At 35.0% G+C, this 20758-nt stretch carries 16 protein-coding genes; 8 read left to right on the top strand and 8 right to left on the bottom strand.

All coding sequences use genetic code 11. From position 1 onward, the window contains the following. Window positions 1-4 precede the first annotated feature (4 nt). On the top strand, window positions 5-982 hold the full coding sequence (locus FTRAC_RS09475) for a PorP/SprF family type IX secretion system membrane protein (protein ID WP_013454019.1): 978 nt from the start codon (window positions 5-7) through the stop codon (window positions 980-982). A gap of 30 nt (window positions 983-1012) precedes the next feature. On the opposite strand, the gene FTRAC_RS09470 is transcribed toward FTRAC_RS09475, so the two are convergent. The 3 genes from FTRAC_RS09470 to FTRAC_RS09460 all read right to left on the bottom strand — a co-directional run bounded on the left by FTRAC_RS09470 (window position 1013) and on the right by FTRAC_RS09460 (window position 4534). Further along, window positions 1013-2278 (bottom strand): erythromycin esterase family protein, encoded by a 1266-nt coding sequence (locus tag FTRAC_RS09470; RefSeq protein ID WP_013454018.1) that lies wholly within the window; start codon window positions 2276-2278, stop codon window positions 1013-1015. Between the two features lie 77 nt (window positions 2279-2355). Continuing rightward, entirely contained in the window at window positions 2356-3057 is a 702-nt protein-coding gene (locus tag FTRAC_RS09465; RefSeq protein WP_013454017.1) for an ABC transporter ATP-binding protein, read from the bottom strand. A 4-nt stretch (window positions 3058-3061) separates the two neighbouring features. Then, window positions 3062-4534: a DUF5687 family protein gene (locus FTRAC_RS09460; RefSeq protein ID WP_013454016.1), complete on the bottom strand. Its 1473-nt coding sequence runs from the start codon at window positions 4532-4534 to the stop codon at window positions 3062-3064. Between the two features lie 155 nt (window positions 4535-4689). On the opposite strand from FTRAC_RS09460, the gene FTRAC_RS19690 reads away from it, so the two are divergent. Next, a complete protein-coding gene (locus tag FTRAC_RS19690; RefSeq protein WP_013454015.1) occupies window positions 4690-4908 on the top strand; it encodes a hypothetical protein in 219 nt (72 codons plus the stop codon). 75 nt (window positions 4909-4983) lie between these two features. Here the strand turns inward: FTRAC_RS19690 and gdhA are convergent, their stop codons facing one another. Then, window positions 4984-6342 carry an NADP-specific glutamate dehydrogenase gene (gene gdhA, locus FTRAC_RS09455; protein WP_013454014.1) on the bottom strand — a complete coding sequence of 453 codons (1359 nt, stop codon included), beginning with the start codon at window positions 6340-6342 and terminating at the stop codon, window positions 4984-4986. Window positions 6343-6450: 108 nt separating this feature from the next. Between gdhA and FTRAC_RS09450 the strand changes: the two genes are divergently transcribed. The 3 genes from FTRAC_RS09450 to FTRAC_RS09440 all read left to right on the top strand — a co-directional run bounded on the left by FTRAC_RS09450 (window position 6451) and on the right by FTRAC_RS09440 (window position 8271). Then, entirely contained in the window at window positions 6451-6831 is a 381-nt protein-coding gene (locus FTRAC_RS09450) for a hypothetical protein (protein WP_148230065.1), read from the top strand. Window positions 6832-6919: 88 nt separating this feature from the next. Further along, window positions 6920-7768 (top strand): HAEPLYID family protein, encoded by an 849-nt coding sequence (locus FTRAC_RS09445; protein ID WP_013454012.1) that lies wholly within the window; start codon window positions 6920-6922, stop codon window positions 7766-7768. Between the two features lie 53 nt (window positions 7769-7821). Continuing rightward, on the top strand, window positions 7822-8271 hold the full coding sequence (locus tag FTRAC_RS09440; protein ID WP_013454011.1) for a hypothetical protein: 450 nt from the start codon (window positions 7822-7824) through the stop codon (window positions 8269-8271). Window position 8272: 1 nt separating this feature from the next. Here the strand turns inward: FTRAC_RS09440 and FTRAC_RS09435 are convergent, their stop codons facing one another. The 3 genes from FTRAC_RS09435 to uvrA form a co-directional block, all read right to left on the bottom strand. Further along, window positions 8273-9049, bottom strand: a complete 777-nt coding sequence (locus FTRAC_RS09435; RefSeq protein ID WP_013454010.1) for an SDR family NAD(P)-dependent oxidoreductase — start codon at window positions 9047-9049, stop codon at window positions 8273-8275. Window positions 9050-9099: 50 nt separating this feature from the next. Beyond that, window positions 9100-9654 (bottom strand): TetR/AcrR family transcriptional regulator, encoded by a 555-nt coding sequence (locus FTRAC_RS09430; protein ID WP_013454009.1) that lies wholly within the window; start codon window positions 9652-9654, stop codon window positions 9100-9102. 193 nt (window positions 9655-9847) lie between these two features. Next, window positions 9848-12673 (bottom strand): excinuclease ABC subunit UvrA, encoded by a 2826-nt coding sequence (gene uvrA, locus FTRAC_RS09425; RefSeq protein WP_013454008.1) that lies wholly within the window; start codon window positions 12671-12673, stop codon window positions 9848-9850. Between the two features lie 145 nt (window positions 12674-12818). On the opposite strand from uvrA, the gene FTRAC_RS09420 reads away from it, so the two are divergent. The 3 genes from FTRAC_RS09420 to FTRAC_RS09410 all read left to right on the top strand — a co-directional run bounded on the left by FTRAC_RS09420 (window position 12819) and on the right by FTRAC_RS09410 (window position 18401). Then, a complete protein-coding gene (locus FTRAC_RS09420) occupies window positions 12819-15200 on the top strand; it encodes a PKD domain-containing protein (protein WP_013454007.1) in 2382 nt (793 codons plus the stop codon). Between the two features lie 54 nt (window positions 15201-15254). After that, window positions 15255-15830, top strand: coding sequence for a hypothetical protein (locus FTRAC_RS09415; protein ID WP_013454006.1), 576 nt, complete (start codon window positions 15255-15257; stop codon window positions 15828-15830). 195 nt (window positions 15831-16025) lie between these two features. Continuing rightward, window positions 16026-18401, top strand: a complete 2376-nt coding sequence (locus FTRAC_RS09410; RefSeq protein WP_013454005.1) for a S9 family peptidase — start codon at window positions 16026-16028, stop codon at window positions 18399-18401. Between the two features lie 262 nt (window positions 18402-18663). Here FTRAC_RS09410 and FTRAC_RS09405 read toward each other — a convergent pair whose 3' ends face one another. Then, window positions 18664-20676, bottom strand: a complete 2013-nt coding sequence (locus FTRAC_RS09405) for a hypothetical protein (protein WP_013454004.1) — start codon at window positions 20674-20676, stop codon at window positions 18664-18666. Window positions 20677-20758: the final 82 nt, after the last annotated feature.

Genomic DNA, 20758 nt, shown 5'->3' with positions numbered 1-20758 from the left:
TACATTGAAGAAAATAGTTTACATATCGATAATTTTATGGGCATTTGCTTCTCACCATGTGGTGTCTCAGCAGAGACCACAGTATACACAATATGCCACAAATCAATTCTTGATTAATCCTGCCATTGCGGGCTCTCAAGATATGGATGAAATCAAATTGGGTGGAAGGATTCAATGGATAGGGTTTGAGGATGCCCCGCAAACTGTTTTTGCCACTTATCATGCACCCTTTAAGAAAATGCCTTTTCAAACGACCATGAAAAAAAGAGGACATCACGGCATAGGAGCGATTTTGATTAAGGACGTCACCGGTCCTGTAAGTCAAACATCTGCACATTTTAATTACGCTTATCACCACCCTTTTACGTCCAATCTAAATGGTGCAGTAGGAGCATCTTTAGGTGTTTTGCAACATACAATTGATATGGGCCAATTGAATTTTAGAAATTCAAATGATCCAATTATCGATCGCCTTATGCCCACACGTTTTATTCCTGATGGTTCAGTTGGAATATGGCTATACAGTGACCGTTTTTACTTTGGTGCATCCGTGACTCAAATCATTAGTAATACTACAATGTTTTTACCAACAGGAGAAAGACAGATAGAGACCTTTGATTTGGAGGCGCATTATTTTGCTAATGTTGGTTATAAACTTGATGTAGGGGATGAAAGATCAGGTTGGTTTTTGGTTCCTTCAGTCTTGTTTAAATCAGTGCGTCCATCTTCTGGACACTTCGATATAAATATTAGAGCTCAAAAAGATGACAATTTTTGGTTTGGTACTTCCTTCCGTCAAGATGATAGCTTTAGTGCTTTAGTTGGTTTTTCGGCAATGGAGGATTTTGCATTCACTTACTCTTATGATTTTATTATTTCAGATATAGGGCCTTACAGTGGGGGAAGTCATGAGCTCACTATGACCTTTAAATTCAAAAAGAAACAGAGAAAAGTAATTTGCCCTGATTCTTTTTGGTTATAAACAGAATGCTGTAAAAGCCAACCTTTTTTTTCATTTTGAAGAATCTACTAGTAATTGAGTAGCACTAGTATTTTTAATAATAATTATTGCATCAAACTGTCTGATATACCATTTTTCAGAATAAGGTTGGGAGCCTTCTTTCGAGTAATTGGTAAACTTTGCACCTACGAATCGTCCAGCTAGCTTTCTGTCTTTTCTGTTTTCAAAACTTTCTTTTGGTATAAATACTACAGAATTATAGTTATTTCTTATTCTAGATGCGATAAAGCCGTCTGGAGCAGAATCAACTGCAACTTCGCCCAATTTGTAATTATCTCTATCATTCTGATCCCCTTCATTGTTTGAAAGATAATAAGCATTGAAAGCCCCTTTATCAAAATCGAAAGCAATTGCAAAATACTCATTTCCCATCTTATCTTTCAAATTTGCCCCTGCTCTACATTTACTAACGCTTTTGTCTGAACAGGCCGTTAGTATATGACCATTATGCGCCCAAAAAACCCCTTTGGTTTTAGGAGCTTCTTCAAAATGAGCCAAAATATTTTCCGCCATTTTAACATCTCTATAGGCTCCATTATCCAGATTATGCTTTTCTTCTACTATAAATTTTAAGCCTCTTGTTAGATGTTTTAATTTATTTTCAACAGTTTCTGATAAGTCAATATTTTCAATAGCAGCTTGTCTTTCCTTTACTATGTTTTCGAACTTTTCAATTCCATCAGTATCAGACTTAGTCATGAACTGCTCATTTGTTGTTTCTGAAACCGTCAACTCATTTTTTAAAGCTGATGAGTTAGCAATTAAGATACTATCAATTAAATCTAAAGTGGTTTTGTAATATTGCATATCAATACCTACAAAGCTTAATTGTTCATTCTTCTTATCAGAATTGTATTCCCTCATCCATTCAATTAAATCCGCCATTTCTTGCGTCATCCATGGCCATTGATTAAATGATTTAACCACTTCAATTGGATTGTCTTCAGCCCCTTTAATATAGTTGTCTACTCTTAAGCAGGTGGCATAATCTTCTTCTAGAAAAATAGTATTGTAATCATGCTCTTCTACCAAAAAGCGAAATAATCTATGGCGCATTAGGGTAAATTCACTAGTGCCGTGAGTTGATTCTCCCAGGCCAATGAGCCTGACATCTTCGAAATAATAATTAAGTTGATTTAGCTCTGTTGTAGGTTTATCTGGGTCGTAAGAAGAAATAGGAATATGAGGGAGTTCGTCTTGTGCTAAAATTGCATTTGTAAAGCATAAGCTAAAAATAATGAAATAAAGGCGTTTCATATTGTAATTGGGTTTAGGTTAGTAGTTTTTAAAATAAAGCCCCTATAACCTAAGAGTTTGAAAATTATTGTAAGACTTTAAACATTTTCCCCAAAATACTCTGTGAGTTCCTGCAAAGTGCGTTCTGTCACTTCAATATCTTTTACAATTTCACCTTTGTCCAAAATCACAATGCGCTCGCAAATTTCAGTAACATGATTGAGGTCATGGCTAGAAATTATGAAAGTAACTGAATCATCAGCTCTGAACTGCTGTATAATTTTCTTTAGTCGGATTTGACTAGTAGGATCCAAATTTTCAAATGGTTCATCTAGCAAAACCAGCTTGGGATCTCCCAATAAAGCTGCAGCAACTCCAAGCTTCTTTTTATTTCCTTTTGATAAGTCCCGAATGTACTTCTTCTTCCCGAAAATTTCATCGTTAAAAAGTGCTTGAAACAACTTTAGATGTTGTTCAAGGTCTCCTTTGCTTACTCCTCTTATTTTTGAAATAAATTGAAAATATTCTTCGGGAGTTAAATAATTAATAAGAAATTTTTCATCTATAAAGGAACCAGTAAAACTTTTCCATTCTTCACTTTTGTTTACAGCTTTCTCTTCAATTAATACTTCTCCATCAGTGGGGCGTATTAAATCTAGCATGATTCTCAATAGTGTGGTTTTTCCTGCTCCATTATTGCCAACTAACCCAAACGATTGACCTGTAGGTATTTCGGCTTCTGGTATGTTTAAAACTGTATTGTTTTTGTAACTTTTTTTAAGGTTGTTTATATTGATCACTGTTCTAAATGGTTAAATCGTGAATAAGTTTATATTTATCTTTTTTAAGCTTTTTTGCAATGGCATTGAAAAAAGCTTTTCTAAATATCAAGCCAATTAGACCTGCTATTGCGATAGCTAAAATCCCAATATGGTTATTCCAAAGTAAAGAAAAGGGAGTATAAACAGCTATTGGGCCTAAAATTAGGGGGATTCCAACTACAAACTGAGCAGCTCCAACACCTTGATAATTCATCATTGCACTTTTATTCAATTCTATAGGCTTAGCACCCCAAAGACTCATCCGCATGATCAACATGCTATTTATACCAACATTATATAAAGCTGTAGCCCCCATTATCAACATTACTTCGTAGCCAAAATAAAAATAGGGTAGGGAAAGAACTGAGGTAATTAAGACAGAATAAATCAACAGCCTATATCTTGATTCTACCCAATAAGTGTAGGGGTTTATTTTAGTTAAAAAGAAATCCATTTGGTTGGTGTTCCAACTCCACAAAAATTGGCCATACTGTATGATAAATATTCCAGTAAAAAAGACACTCACGAAAATAGCCATTGCTTTTGATTGCGCTTCTTCTCCCATACTAAAAATAAGTAATGGGTAAAATAGAAATATTCCTGCGAGCATAACGCTTGATCTGCTCCTCTTGTGCCTCAAGATAAGTTTTAGCTCTTGAACAATAAGTGTATTCATCAAACCTTTATTTTCCCAGTTGCTAAGCCGGCTAGTAAATTTTTCACCAGACATCATTTTGGCATCAAATAGATCTTCTAAGTAAAGATTTTGATAGAAAAATTGAACACTTATGTAAATTAAGAAACTTAAAAGCGTTACTGGAATGAGTAAAAGTATTGGCATATTGTAAACTGCTGTTGCCCAGGTGCCCAAGGGAATTAATTCAAAACTCATATAGCGATTTCCTATATAGTTTAACACAACCAAAGCTGCCAATACCAACCATACCATCATATTGTTCTCCAATTTTTTCTTCATCAAAATATTAAAGAAATGAAGGGAAAGAGAAAGTAGAAGCGTAAATGCGAGCCAAACTATCGATTTTTCAATTCCTATTTCAGGAATAAAAGTGGTGATAGCTAATGGGATGAAAATTGCCGGAGCAATCAAATTGTAGGGATTGAAAATCGATTTAATTACTAAGAATCGTGTTATCAGCTTTTTTCTTATTGGCAAATGCAAATAAGGCTCAATGTCTAAAACTGGAACAGTTTGCATAATGTACCTTAACGCCAGTTCGCTGATGAAATAATAAAGAAGAAACTGGTTAACCAATTGAGTTGGTTCGCTATCGACCCCTAATGCTTGAAGTGTTTCATTCAAGTTGGAACTTAAAAAAATTAAGTTTACCAAGACAAGTAGACCTAAAATTGCTAAGAATATTTTTATCCCTAAATCTTTTTCAAAAGCTGGGGATCTTCTAAAACTAAGCCATTGATGCCTTAAAATTGAATTCATGCTATTAAAGGTTGATAGTGAAATTGAAAGCTAGAAGATTAAGCTAAATATTCAAAGAATTATTTGATAATCGGGATATTTTTAATTCTCGAAAAATTATGACCTGATTTTGTTCGTAAATTTGTGATAGAGTATAGAAACAAAAATAGAATATTATGAGAAGATTGTTATTTACAGTTATATTCATTGCATTCGGATTGTTTTTTAGCTCTTGTGGTGGGGAAGAAATTGATGCTTGCGTTGGTGCATCAAGCGATCCTGTAACTTATACCGAAGACTGTCAAGAATGCTGCGAGAACAATGGTTATAAACGCGGGATCACATCCACTTCGGGAAGTACTAGAACTTGTAAATGCAGTGGAGACCCTGATTAAAAGCATTGCTAGCTGTCATAACATTTATTCGATTTTTAGAATGAATTTATAAATGTTATGACAGCTTACTTTTATTTAAATAACCCCCTGCGCCTTCATGGCATCAGCCACTTTTAGAAAGCCAAAAATATTTGCTGAAGCCAAATAATCGTGTTGGTTAAGATCATATTCTTCTGCGGTTTTCACGCAATTATCATGGATATCTTTCATGATTTTCTTCAGTTTTTCATCCACTTCCTCTCTCGACCAATACACACCAATTCTGTTTTGGCTCATTTCCAAACCTGAAACGGCCACACCACCAGCATTAGTTGCCTTGCCTGGAGCATACAAAATTTCTGATTCGCAAATAATGTCAATTGCTTCAGCTGTTAATGGCATGTTAGCGCCTTCTGTAATTAGCTTTACACCTGAATTCTTTAAATTCGCTGCATCTTTTTTATTAATTTCATTTTGAGTGGCACAAGGGAAAGCACAATCGGCTTTTGTTTTCCATAAGGGATTATGGTCTTTTTCTCTATTGAGTTCTTGATATTTTGCATCAGGGTATTTTTCAATATACTCCGATATCCTTCCTCTATTGATGTTTTTAATTTCTTTAATGTATTCTAATTTTTCAACATCAATTCCTGATTCATCAATTATATATCCTGAAGAGTCTGATGCAGTTATAGGTTTGGCTCCCAACTCTATTAATTTTTCCAAAGTAAATTGCGCTACATTCCCAGAACCTGAGACAATGCATATTTTATCCTTCAAACTATCACCTACTTTGTCTAACATATACTGAGAGAAATAAACTAATCCATAACCGGTTGCTTCCGGTCTTATTAAACTACCGCCCCATTCTCTGCCTTTTCCTGTGAGTACTCCAGTAAATTCATTTTGTAGTTTTTTGTAAGTCCCAAACAAAAATCCAATTTCCCTGCTTCCAACTCCTATATCCCCAGCAGGAACATCTGTGAAGTGACCGATGTGGCGATAGAGTTCGCTCATAAAAGCTTGACAGAACCTCATAATTTCTGCATCAGATCTATTTTTTGGATTAAAATCCGCTCCTCCTTTGCCTCCTCCTAATGGAAGGCCAGTTAAAGCATTTTTGAAAATTTGCTCAAAAGCTAAAAATTTAAGAATACTTTGATTGACCGAAGGATGAAACCTTAATCCTCCCTTGTATGGACCTAAGGCACTGTTCATTTGGACTCTAAAGCCTCTGTTGACTTGTACTTCACCTGCATCATCCAACCAGTTCACTCTAAAAGAGATCAGTCGTTCAGGTTCTGCCATTCTTTCCAAAAGCTTCAAACGGTGATATTCAGGATGTTTCTTGAAAACAGTACTTACAGAAGAAATGACTTCTTCCACAGCTTGTATGAATTCCGGTTCGTTGGGATTTCTTTGTTTTATTTTTTCTAATAATTCGTTTTCAGACATAAATAATTAGTTGAGTGTTTAAGGATTAATAAATATGAGAAAAATTATTAAACCAAACAGATTCTATCTACGTTTGTTGCTTCAAAAATTTATTGTTTTGTATCTATATTGAAAATACTTAGAGAAAATATCACATCTAGAAAAGGTAAAGTAGTCTCGTCTATTTTCCTCATTTTTATTTTGCTAAACAATATTTTGATACCTGAAATGGAGCGCTTCAATCCAAATACGGAAATTGAAAATAATGCTGCAGGTATTTTAGAGATATTGGTAGAGGATGTTGTAAATACAGATTTGGTTGAGACAGATGAACATGATGATAGTTCGGATGATTTAGTGGATAGCATTCAAAAATTTGTGAGCAGTACTTTGGAAATAACATTAATTGAAAAGAATAATCATATCAGCGAGAATCAATCTATATATCCCTATTTCAGCATAGCTAAGGGGTTTCAAGTGATTGATACACCACCACCTCAATTTTTGTAAATCACAATCTTAAGAATCAACAATTTAGTTGGTCGCAATTTATTTATAGCCCTAATTCCAGGGTTTAACTTATAAAATTATTTTAGAGATGATTTACAAGAAATCTATAGCTATACTTATAGCAATACTATTATTATGTGCCCTGCACACGGTCAATGCACAAGAAAAAGTTGAGGAACAAGCTGAAAAACCGTTAAAAATTGAACATGCTGAACCCCTTTTTATCGACCTTATTCGAGATTTAGGAGCCAGAAAAGGCGAAAGTGAATGGAATGTTGGCTTAGGAATGTTTGATAGATTAAATTATGACAAATATGAAGCCTTGGTGGAATACGAGTGGGCAGTAATGGATCGATTAGGTCTGGAAATTGAAGTACCCGTTTCTATTTATACTTCCAATGGATTGGAGAATACTAATGGGATGCGACCCTCCAATAGAGTTGAATCTATCAAAACTGCATTTCAGTGGACTTTTTTAGTGTCTGAAAAAATGAATACTTCCGTGGCATTTGGAGGAATAAATGAATTGGTATTTACACCCTTAGATAGCATAAGCACAAGCTCGATTTTTGAAGGTGATGTAGTCAATCCATTTCTGATTACAGCTACAAACTGGAGAAACGGATTTCATTCTTTGATTTATACTGGTCCAAAATGGTTTGTACCTTTCAATAGTGAATTAGATCGTGACTTTGAATATGAAATCAATACTAACTTTCATTATATGATTCCTAATACACGCAATTTTATTGGGGTGGAGTTTAATAAAACTCTTGCCAAAAATGATTTTGATATGACTATTAGACCTCAAATGAGAGTATCTATTTCTAATAATTTATTGGTGGGTATTGTTGGTGGAATACCCATAGACAGAGAAAGGGAACGATTAAGTAGCTTCATAAGACTGATATATGAACCTGGTCATAAACATAGGTAAAATGCAGTTTGGTCTGATTTTTGGTTAGGAAAAACTAATCAAAAATCAGACTTATGAAAAAATTAAGCTTCCTTTTGCTGATTGTTATCGTATTCATCTCTTGCACCGATAGAGGTAGATTAGAAAGAAGAGAAAATCGTATAGAAGGTCGATGGTATTTTGACCGCGCTTTTTACAAAGGTGATTATGCGCTTTTTCGAAAAAACTTAATAGATGACTACAGAGGTGATGAAATTACATTTTATGATGATGGATTTGCTGAATATTATGACGCCTCATTAAATGCTTATTTTGAAGGTGATTGGTTTTTAACGCTTCACAAAACCCAATATCACGATGGGAATGAAAGAATTTATACCCTTGATATGGAATTCCTTGATCATATCCATCGTGAAAATTTCAGTTTTTATAGCAATGCAACTAGAATTGGTTTTAACAACTTGAACATAGAAGTATATGACGATTATGGTTTTTACACTTTCAAATTGAATAAGGTGGATTAGTTTATCCTTTTTCAGAAAGTTTCTTAACTAGCGCAGTCACCCAGTTTCTAGGGGTAAAACGCACACTGAAAGCCATCATTTTATTCTGAAAACCGTGAATTGCTACACGTTTTCCGTTCATCATGGATTTATAACCATACCTTGCTACTTCAGCTGAGGTCGGTAATTTTTTATCCTTCACTAATTTTGACTCTCCTAGATCTGCAGCATTTTGAAAACCTGATGATGTAGGGCCTGGACATAATGCTGTAACCGTAACACCAGAACCTTTTAATTCTTCTGCTATTGCTTCTGAAAAAGCCAGCACATAATGTTTTGTGGCATAATAAACCGCCATCAAAGGGCCAGGCTGAAAAGATGCTGTGGAGGCCAATTGCATAATTCTCCCTGATTTTCTTTCTACCATCCCATCTAAATAAAGTTTGCTTAGAATGGTTAAGCTTTTAGTATTGAGATCTATCATTTGCATGGCTTTATTTAAATCTGATTTTTGAAATTCCTCAAAATCACCAAAGCCAGCATTATTGATCAGATAGTCAACTTGAATATTGTCCTTTTCGGTTAAGTCAAAGAGTTGGTGCGCAGCCTCAGGATTGGAAAGATCTAATGCAATAACGGTTGCTGTGATTTTGTACTGACTTTCTAGTTCCTTTTTAAGATCATTCAATTTTTGTTCTGATCTAGCCACTAAAACTAGATTGTCTCCTTTTTGTGCGTGAATTTTTGCTAGCTCCATGCCAATGCCTGAAGAAGCTCCTGTAATTAATGCAGTTTTCATTTTATTAATATTTATAGATTGAATATGCATTCGGTTTTTAATTAAAATTTTTATGCTACAGCAGCTTGCCAGGCGAACTGAGCTAATTCGTCTATTGTATTTTTAGATAGCCCTTTTTGCTGATGAAATATTTTTGCTGCTGAAACCACTGTGCCATGCACCATTTCAGTTAAAATTTCTACATCCATCGACTTTAGGAATCCTTTTCTTATTCCTTCACCGAGGAAGTCAATAATTGGCTGATAATGTTTTCGTTGTTCTTCTTTAGTTTCTTTTCTGATAAAGGGAGATTGAGCATATTGTTCCAGAAACTGAAATGTTTTGCTATTTTCCGCATAGAAGATAAATAGTGAAATCCATATCGACTTATAATCAGCTTCATAATTCTCTCCATTCACTGTAGCCAATTGCATGGCTCTGCCCATTTTTTGCTTCGATTCTGTGTACAAAGCTTCTAATAGAATTTCTTTATTTTCAAAGTGATGATAGATTGTGCCAGCTGCTACTTTGGCCTGTTTGCTAATCATTGACATTGGAGTGGCATGAAAACCATTTTCCGTGATCAAATCAAGTGTAGCTTCTAATATGAGTTCTCTTTTATTCATTGATGCAAATGTAAGAATGAATGTTCATTCGGTTTTATTTTTTCATAATTAATTTATTATAAAGTGTTTTAATTCGCTTCTTTTTCGATCAAGGCTTTGACAAAGTCCATGAATTGACCAATTAGCAGATACAAAAAACTGGTATTCATGATAGAATTTAAAAAAGAACTATGCTGACTTCTTATTTTCAGGTTTATAATTTGTCCTTCAAAAACTGAGCTGTATAATTATCCTTTAGCTTAGCCATTTCTTCAGGTAGACCTTCGAAAACAACTTTTCCGCCTTTTTCTCCACCTTCTGGACCTAAATCAATAATCCAGTCAGCTGTTTTGATGACTTCCATATTGTGCTCAATAATAATTACTGAATTTCCCTGTTCAATCAACGCATTGATAGATTCTAATAATTTTTTGATGTCGTGGAAATGTAAGCCAGTAGTAGGTTCATCAAAAATAAACAGATTATGATCATTTTTTATAGCGCCTCCTTTTCCTAGGTAGGATGCTAATTTGACTCTTTGCGCTTCACCACCACTCAATGAATTGGAAGATTGACCTAACCTGATATAGCCTAATCCTACATCAAATAGAGGTTGTAATTTATTAATTACAGGATTGTTACCTTCAAAGAATTCTAAGCTTTCTTCTACCGTCATATCGAGAACATCCGCTATATTTTTGTCCTGATATTTTATTTCCAGTATTTCATTTTTGAATCTTTGCCCTTTACAACTTTCACAGGTCAGTTCGATATCAGCCATAAACTGCATCTCAATTTTCTGGATGCCTTCTCCCTGACACATTTCACATCTTCCGCCATCTACATTAAAACTGAAAAAGGCAGGTTTATAGCCTCTTTGCTTTGCTAAAGTCTGATCTGAAAACAATTGACGAATAGCATCATAGGCCTTTACATAAGTCACTGGATTGGAGCGAGAAGATTTTCCAATCGGATTTTGATCCACAAACTCAATAGATTTTACTTTTTTATAATCTCCATCCAGCTTTTCGAATTTACCAGTGCTTTCCGTACTTCCTTGCCCAATCATTTTGGCCAAAGCCGGATTCAATATTTTCTTAATCAAAGTAGATTTCCCGGAACCACTGACACCAGTTACTACAGTCAAAACCTCTAAAGGTATTTTTACCTCTTTAATATTAAGATTGTTTTCTTTGGCTCCTTTTATGGAAATACTATTTTTCCATTTTCTCCGGCTTTTCGGAACCGCTACCTCATTGCTGCCATTTAGAAATCTAGCAGTATGGGTATTGTCAGCTTTTTTTAATTCATCTAAATTTCCCTGGAATACCAGATTTCCGCCATGAACTCCTGCATCAGGGCCGATGTCAATAATTTCATCGGCTTCTAGCATTACTTCTTCTTCATGTTCTACTACAATGACGGTATTGCCCATATCACGTAATGATTTCAATACCTTTACTAAACGTGCAGTATCTCTTGGATGCAAACCAATAGAGGGTTCATCCAAAATATACATGGAACCCACCAAAGCGCTTCCTAATGAAGTAGCCAATTTAATTCGCTGAAATTCACCACCAGACAGTGACGATGTAAGACGATTGAGTGTAAGATAACTCAAACCTACTTCCATCAGGTACTCCAATCTATTGCTAATCTCCTTTAGTATTCTGCCAGCTATTTTTTGCTCATTTTTTGTGAGCTTAATGCCATTAAAAAACTCAATTAATTTATCAATTGGCTTTAAAACCAATTCAATGATCGAAGCATCATTGATTTTCACATAACCTGCGTCTTTTCTTAATCTTGTTCCTTTGCAATCAGGGCAGACTGTGCGTCCTCTATATCGAGAAAGCATTACTCTGTACTGAATTTTATGCATTTTAGATTGCAGGTGGTCAAAAAATGCATTTAACCCTTTGAAATATTTATTTCCTTCCCATAGTAATTGATATTCTTCTGTAGACAGTTCTTCAATTGGTCGGTGTATAGGAAAATCGAATTCAATTCCATGTTTCAATAGCGGTTCTGCCCATTTTTTCATGGTTTCTCCTTTCCAAGGGGCAATTGCTCCTTCATAGACAGAGAGCGTTTTATCAGGAATTACTAAATCTTCATCTATACCTAAGACTTTACCAAAGCCTTCACAAGTCCTGCAAGCCCCATACGGATTATTGAAGCTAAATAAATTGATAGAAGGTTCTTCAAATTGGATTCCGTCTAATTCAAAACGGTCATTGTATCCTTTTTTGCCTTCGCTTTCTACAAAATCAATCACACATTCTCCATGACCTTCAAAAAAAGCAGTTTGAATAGAATCGGCAATTCTAAATTGATTGTCTTCATCCTCCTTCTGAACAGATGTCCTGTCAATCAGAATAAAAAGTTCTTTTCTTTTCAAGGCTTGCTCTTCTTCTAGAATATCTTCGATCTGCAATACTTCATCTTTATGGATAACCCTTGTGTATCCTTTGCTCAAAAGCAATTCCAATTCTTGTAGTGAAGTCCTGCCTTTAGTTACAATTAAAGGCGCCAGTATCATAAATCGGTCACCTTCCTTATGTTGGTGAATTTCATCTGAAATACTAGTGACGGTATCTCTTGTCACGATCTTGCCGCTCTTAGGAGAATAGGTCACTCCAATTCTAGCGAAAAGGAGTTTCATATAATCGTAAATTTCAGTAGTAGTCCCAACCGTAGAACGCGGATTTCGGGTATTTACTTTTTGTTCTATTGCAATGGCAGGTGATACCCCTCTGATATAATCAACTTCAGGTTTCTCCATTCTTCCCAAGAACTGACGAGCATAAGAACTCAAGCTTTCCACATACATTCTCTGCCCTTCGGCAAATAGTGTGTCAAATGCTAGAGATGATTTGCCAGAACCTGACAGTCCAGTAACTACCACTAGTTTATTTCTTGGAATGGCAACACTAAGGTTTTTTAAATTATTGACCCGAGCACCTTTTATGATGATATATTTTTTAGGGTCAAGACTTTCGAAATCTATCTGACCATCTGTTTTTTCTACTACTTCCATAAGCTTACAAAGATAAAAGGCTAACCTGAGAAAACGGAATTTGTTAGTGATAGATATTTTTTTATAATAATTATTAAAATATGACCCAACTTAGAAAAAGTTGGTGTATAGCATGATGAAAAGAAAAAACTATATCTAAACAATTATGAAAAATTTAAATCAATTAAGAAAATGGGGGACGCTGGCTATTGCTGTCCTCGTCATGATTTCATGTACAAAAGAAGATCCGATTGTAGGAGAACCACCTGTGGCTGATGCAGGAACAGATATTAATGCGTTTGTGGATAGTAATGTCACACTCAATGGAAGTAATTCTTCTGATCCGGATGGAGGTGCCTTAACATTTAGTTGGGAATTAACTCAATCTCCCACAGGCAGTAGTGTAAGTATTTCTGATGCATCAAGCGAACAGGCAAGTTTTGTCCCTGATCTTGAAGGTGAATATACCGCTTCCTTGACGGTTGAAGATGAAGATGGTAATACAGCAACTGATGATGTTGTAATTTTTGTTACTGTTAATAATAACGAAGCTCCTGAGGCTATCATCACAGATGAAAATAGTCAATTGATAGCTCCAGAAAATGACAATAATGTTATTAATGTTGGAAACACATTCCAATTATCAGGAGCAAACTCATCTGACCCAGAAAATGATGATTTAACTTATTTATGGGAAGTTACTTCAGCCCCTTCTGGAAGCACACCGACTTTAGCGAATGAAGAAACGGTTACATTGGAATTTACAGCAGATGTAGCTGGTGAATATACCATCCAATTAACAGTTGATGACGGTCAGGGAAATGAAAGTACTGCGCAAGCAACTATTGAAGCCGAGGTTTCTCCGGTAATCATTGATTCTGATGTAATAGAAGACACTACTTGGGAAAATGTTTATGAAGACTCTAGTTTACCTGATTATCAGGTGATAGGGAACATTTCTGTCTCTGCTTATTTAACAATTGATCCGGGTGTCACAGTGATTTTAGATGAAAACGTACAAATTTATATAGGTTCTGGTGGAGTGTTTGATGCGAATGGGACTGCAGAAGACATGGTAAAATTGACATCTTCTAATGTAGCAGCAGGCCAACTTTGGAAGGGGATTTTTATTCAATCATCCGATCAAAGAAATAGTTTGGAATTCACCACGGTTGAGTATGCAGGAAATTCAGAAATGGCTTTTGGAAGCAGTGCAGATTATAAAGCCAATATTGGATTAGACGAAGGTGGATTTTTAAATATTGAAAACTCCACCATCAGCAATAGTGCAGGATATGGAGTTCATGTAAATGATGATCAGAGTGATTTAGGTACTTTTGCTAATAATATTTTTGAAAATAATAGTAGAGGTATTTCAGTCAGAGCGCTAAATGTAGCCAAACTTGATGGCGCTACTTCATTCAACAATAATGCAAATGCAGATGTTGAAATTTTTGGTTCGACTCTTCCGGATACTGAAACTGTAACTTGGAACAAATTGAATGCTAATACACAGTATAGAGTAAGTGGAGATATAAACATAAATGGTAATCTTACGATTGCTGAGGGATCTAATTTTGCTTTTGATGAAGATACTTATTTTTCAATCAATTCAGGTGCTAGCATCAATGCGGATGGAGGAGAATCTAACACTATTACCTTCACCAGTTCTAATATTTCAGGGGGAATACACTGGCAAGGGATCTACATCAGTTCTTCAAATCAAAACAATAGTTTAAATAATGTAGAGGTATCATATGCTGGAAATTCAGAATGGGCTTTAGCAAGTAGCGCAGATTATAAAGCCAATATTGCTTTGGATGCAGGAGGGTTTTTGAATTTGACTAATTCATCTATTTCTAATAGTGATGGTTATGGTTTGCACGTTAATGATGATTTATCTGACCTAGGAACTTTCTCAAGTAATGATTTTTCAGATAATCAAACCGCAATAAGTTTAAATGCATTTCATGTATCTAAGATAGATGGAGCTACAACTTTTTCCAATAATGCACAAGGAGAGGTTGAGATATTTGGATCTTCATTAGTTCCTGAAGAGACTGTAACTTGGAATAAGTTAAATGGTTCTTCAAAATATATTATCGATGGAAATCTTGATATAAATGGAAACTTAACTATTGCTGCAGGTGCATATTTTGAAGCAAGAGAAGACAGACATATTCAAATAGATGGTTCAATTATTGCCGAAGGAAGTGCAGGAAATGAGATTACATTTACTTCAACCAGTGGGATTAAATGGGAAGGTCTAAGGATTGCCTCTTCAAATGCCAATAATAAGCTTGATTATGTAATTATAAGTAACGGTGGTTTTTCAGAAATGCCTTTCCCTAGCAATGCTGATTTTAAATGTAATCTTGGTGTTTTTACGAACTCGGTTATTAGCATCACCAATTCACAATTCACTGGTTCAGGTGGATATGGCATAGCTATTGATCAATCAGGTGGAGCCTCAGTAAACGATGTTGAAGGGGCAACTGCAAGTAATACTTTTTCTGGGAATGTATCAGGGTCAGTCCTTATAGATTAATAAATAGTCAGCGAGGTAGGTTTAATTTCTGCCTCGCTTCTTAATATTTAAACTATGAAGAAAGTAACAATAATACTTATATCAGTACTCAGTCTTTTGTCTTTTACAAGTAAGGCACAGGGTGAAGGTGGTGGAACTGTTTACCAAAAAGGCGATAATTTATTTAATCCTGGAATTGGTGTAGGCTATTACGGATATGGATTAGTAGGTAATCAAACTTTTAGTTTGCCCGCACTTACGGCAAATTATGAAATAGGGGTGCACGATTATTTTGGAATTGGTCCATATGTGGGCTATAAAGGCTGGAGATACTCTTATTTAAATGATGATTATGGCTTCAATATAATTGCTTTTGGGGCAAGAGGCTCGTTCCATTACAGTACTTTACTGAAAGAAGAACTGGATGTTGATATTGATGACTCTAAATGGGATTTGTATATCTTAGCCAATTTTGGTTTTGAAGTATTTACTTATACTGGCGATACAAATTTCGAAGGAGACGTTGATTTTGTATTTCTGAGACCAGCCTTAGGAGCTCGATATTATTTCAGCGATAACTTTGCCCTTTATGCTGAAGGAGGTAGAGGAGCTTTAAGCTATTTAACTCTAGGTCTTACCCTAAAAATGTAACTGAAAATAAGGCGAGACCTAAACAAAACAGGTGTTTGTTTAGGTGTTGTTTTTTCATTTTAAGCCGGAAAGCCGCTTCCTATGGAGGCGGTTTTTTATTGAGATTAGCTAACCAAATCCTCCTTTCATCAAATATCATTTTCAGTTCCTCTCATAAAAGTGTAGTTTAAGACCTTAGTTTTAAAATAGCACCTTATGAAAAAATTAGTTTTAAGTCTTTTATTAGTTATCCTATATGGATCAACTTCAATTGCACAGGAGATTGGGGAGTTAAGTGTTCAGAAAATAATGCGTGATCCCGCGTGGATAGGGCATTCACCCGATAATTTCTATTGGGGAGAAAACAACGATCAACTTTTCTTTAATTGGAATCCCCAAGATCATCCCGATGATTCACTTTATGCCTATAATTTTGAAAAAGGTGAGGCGATACTAATAAGCCATGAAGAGGAATTGAAATATCCTGATCGTAGAGGAATTTACAATAAAGCCAGAACAGAGAAACTCTTTATTAGAGATGGCAATCTATACTTATCGGAAATTAAAACAGGGAATATCGAGCCTTTGATTGAGAGTTCACAGAGAATTTCTAACACTGGCTTCTTATTAGATGAGCAGAAAATATTTTATGTAGTCAATAACAATATTTTTACCTGGGATAGGAAATCGGGTAAAACTCGCCAATTGGTGGAATTTAGTAAAGAAGCCGAACCTAAAGAGAAGAGTGCCAAAAAATCAGATAAGGAAGAGTGGTTAAATAATCAACAACTAGAATTATTTAGCGTGCTGAAAGAAAACAAGGAGAGAAAGGAAAAATCTGACGAGTATAAAGAAAGTATTAAGTCTGATGGTATTCCCACCATTTATTTAGATGGCAAAAGATTGATTGAATCCATTATCAGTCCTGATGGAAATTATGTTATATACCGACTATACATTTCTCCGAAAGGAGATGATAATACCATTGTGCCAGATTACGTGACCGAGTCGGGTTATACAAAGGATTTAAATGCCCGTTCAAAAGTTGGAGGGGAACAAGCGCACATGGAGTTGGGTGTTTTCAATCTCAAAACTAGAGAGAGTAAAATAGTAAACATTGATGAGGTAGAAGGGCTTAAACAAATTCCTGAATTCTGGAGTGATTATCCTGAAAGAAAAGAAGAAGATTTTGAAAGCAGAAAAATGATTTTTCAATCGCCTTTATTTTCTGATGATGGTAATTTCGTTGTGATTGATGCTAGAGCTACTGATAATAAAGACAGATGGTTGTTTTTGCTCAATCCTGAAACAGCCAAATTAGATTTAGTTGACCGACAAAGAGATGAAGCTTGGATTGCTGGTCCAGGAGTAGGATATGCATGGGGAGGGTCTACCAAAGGATTTTTGGCTGATAATAAGACATTATATTTTCAGTCCGAAGAAAGTGGTTACAGCCATCTTTATTCAGTGGATTTAAGCAAAACAAAAAAGAAGAAAAAGCAATTGACAAAAGGCGAATTCGAAATTTATGATGTGAATTTATCCAATGACAAAAATCACTTCTATTTCTTGGCTAATCCTGAAAGCCCGGGAATTCGGAATTTATATAAATTACCTGTTAGCGGTGGGAAGATGGAGCAGTTGACTTCTGATAAAGGTGGAATGGAATATGCACTTGCACCCGATGAAAGTAAAATTGCCATAAGGAAAAGTACCGCTGCTCAACCTTGGGAACTATATGTTATGGATAATCAACCCAATGCAGAAGCTAAAAGAATTACCAATTCCATTTCTGATGAATTTAAATCCTACGATTGGAGAACTCCAGAATACATTACTTTTGAAGCCGAAGATGGAGCAGAGGTTCATGCTCGTCTTTATCAGCCAGAAGGTGGAAGTAATGGCAAACCAGCTGTGATTTTTGTGCATGGAGCCGGTTATTTGCAAAATGCTCATCAATGGTGGAGCTCCTATTTCAGAGAATACATGTTCCATAATCTACTAGCAGATAATGGCTATACGGTTTTAGATATTGACTACAGAGGAAGTGCCGGTTATGGCAGAGATTGGAGAACGGGAATCTACCGCCACATGGGAGGCAAAGATTTAAGTGACCAAGTAGATGGCGCCAAGTATTTGGTTGATGAATTGGGCGTAGATGAAGAAAATATAGGGATTTATGGTGGTTCTTATGGTGGTTTCATCACTTTAATGGCGCTTTTCAATGAAGCGGAAACTTTCAAATCAGGTGCTGCTTTAAGATCAGTAACAGATTGGGCGCATTATAATCATGGATATACAAGCAACATCTTAAATACTCCAGTGGATGATCCGATTGCCTATGAAAGAAGTTCACCCATTTATTTTGCTGAAGGTTTAGAAGGAAATTTATTAATTGCTCATGGCATGGTAGATACCAATGTGCATTTTCAGGATGTAGTGCGGTTATCCCAAAGACTAATTGAATTAGGCAAAGAAAATTGGGAAATGGCAGTTTATCCTGTAGAGAGCCACGGATTCGTAGAGCCAAGCAGCTGGACAGATGAATATAGAAGGATTTTTGAGTTGTTTGAGGATACTTTGAAGGAGTAATAAGTATGTAATAAGTATTAAGTTATACGTAATAAGTAAAAGGGCATTTCATATAATTTGGAATGCCCTTTTTAAAGTTAATCTCCAGAGGATTTTAATTTATCCAGTTTCCTATTTTAATTTTTGCAAAACGCTTCAAATGTTTTTCGTTATTTGTAACTAAAATTAAATTATTTGTTACGGCAGTAGCACCTATAAGTAAATCAAAATCATCGACTGGAAATCCACTTTTCTTAATCAAAATATAATAATTGCTAAAGTCTTATTCAATTTCATCTAGTAATGGACCGGAACAATCATTACTTTTTCCTTCCAAGCAATCTGTAACTTTTTGAACTACCTCTTGATCAAAATCACCATCTTTCGGTATGGTGAAATATAAGGGTTTTCCTTCCCAATTTTCATTTGGATTGTGATCATAAACCATAGAGAGTTTGCACTGATTACCTTCTAATTCTTCAATTTGATAGAATACGCTTAGCCTAGGAGTTAATGATCCACCAAATACTGCAGGTTCGCAATTGGCTAGTTTTTCTTCCATGCACTCTGTATCTAAGCATATATCGACACCATCTTTAGATTTACTTGGAAAGGTAATTTCATGATCTTTTGGGCGCTCCCAGTTCAAGACTTTCTCAATTTCAAATTCTCGTAAAAATGATTTTAAAGTTGCTTTGGATTTTTTTATGGTACTTCCTTCACTACCAATATAAAAAGCAATTAATAGGTTGTCATCAAAAGTGTAGACAATAAGACCACCTCTTTTTACAATATAGTGGTAATTGAAATCATTGACGCTTAATACCCCATTATTAATATCTTCACTTTTATTAAAAGTTAACAATTGGTATTGAAGATATTCTTTTATGGCTTCATCACCATAAGTAAATTCCATTTTGATTTTCGTACCTTTTTTATTTGTGTAAATGAAATATGCTTCAGGGTCGCTCACGTTAGGATTGAAAATTGTCATTTCGAATTCACCAATTTGAGCAGGCCCTAACTCTATTAATGAATTGACTCTTGAAAAATCTATATTTTCTTTTTCCCAGCGGGCAATTTTTATTTTGTCAAAGGAAAAGGAATCCCTTATCTTATCTAGATTATCTTTTCTATTATCTTCAGCATTATCGCATTCAAATTCTTCGAATACGGTGAATTGCTTTATTCTGTACAAACTCATTATACTTCCTTTGATTTCCTTTCCGAAATCACCGTATGCAAGGTGAAGTTTAAAATTTGCCTCTTCTGGCGGAGTTGAAATATGATAAGTTACTATCATTTTGTCTTCTCGAGTAGTCACCTTATCCAATTGGTAGTCATCATTTTGAATGGTGATGAAGTCCTTGAAAACCTCCTTATCCATAGGTACTTTGGATACATTTTCAAATGGTTGTTGAACTGAAAGAAATTCGAATTGCTCCATGGCTTCTATGTCCAAGGCTGCTAGCAAAGGTTTTAGCTCTTCTAATTCGGCTTGCAAGTTACGGTTTTCATCTGCATCGGTTCTAAGGGTAACCAATATCTCATTTTGAAAATATTTTAAAGTAAGACTTGTTTTGTTTCTTCTGTAAGTGTTTTTTTCTACATGGTACTCATTCCCATTTACAGAATAGGATTCGGATTTTTCACAAACTTCAAAATTTATTCTCGCTTTTAATCCGTGGTCAATTTTCACCTCTATAGACTTATCAAGCTCAGCGTTGAAATACTTCACGGAATTACTGATACTTCTAGAAGAAGGACCTTCGTATATTGACAGATCTTGAATATTGAAGTTTTCAAGATCTAAAGGAAACAAAGCTAGTGCTGGCTGATCATTCAGAATGTCGCCATGTTGAATTTGCCACTTTATTAAGTATCCCTTCTTAAATAGCTTTTCAATTTCATATTTTAATCCATATAATTTATTCCCTTCAAGCTTTCCTTCCAAAACTTCAAAATTTAAACCAAAATAAATATCATGAACGGAGCTTGGTTTGCTAACTCCAGCTTCTTTTAAATTTGATTTACTGGGATATCCCATTAGTACTGGTACCTCTATTTCTTCCCCATTATTATCATATTTATAAGTGGATTTTAATAAATACTCATTGGAATTGTTTTTAATAAATTCTTGACTCAATAGTTTAAAATCCTCTGCTTCTTCTTTTAAAAGACTTTTAAAATCTTCTTCTGCACTTTGTGCATTGATATTCGTTGATAAAGCAGCTGAAAATGTAATAATTGAAAGGATGAATAAGGTTAGTTTTTTTAACTGTATAAAGTTGATCATAGCTTAAAATCTTTGATTCCAAATATTTTATATACAGTAATAGAACATAAAAAAATGTTTCGGAAATCAAAATTGGAACCTA

The sequence above is a fragment of the Marivirga tractuosa DSM 4126 genome, from assembly GCF_000183425.1.
Classification (GTDB): Bacteria; Bacteroidota; Bacteroidia; order Cytophagales; family Cyclobacteriaceae; genus Marivirga; species Marivirga tractuosa.
The sequence above is the reverse complement of the archived record's forward strand: the minus strand, read 5'-3'. Positions and strand labels throughout refer to the sequence as shown.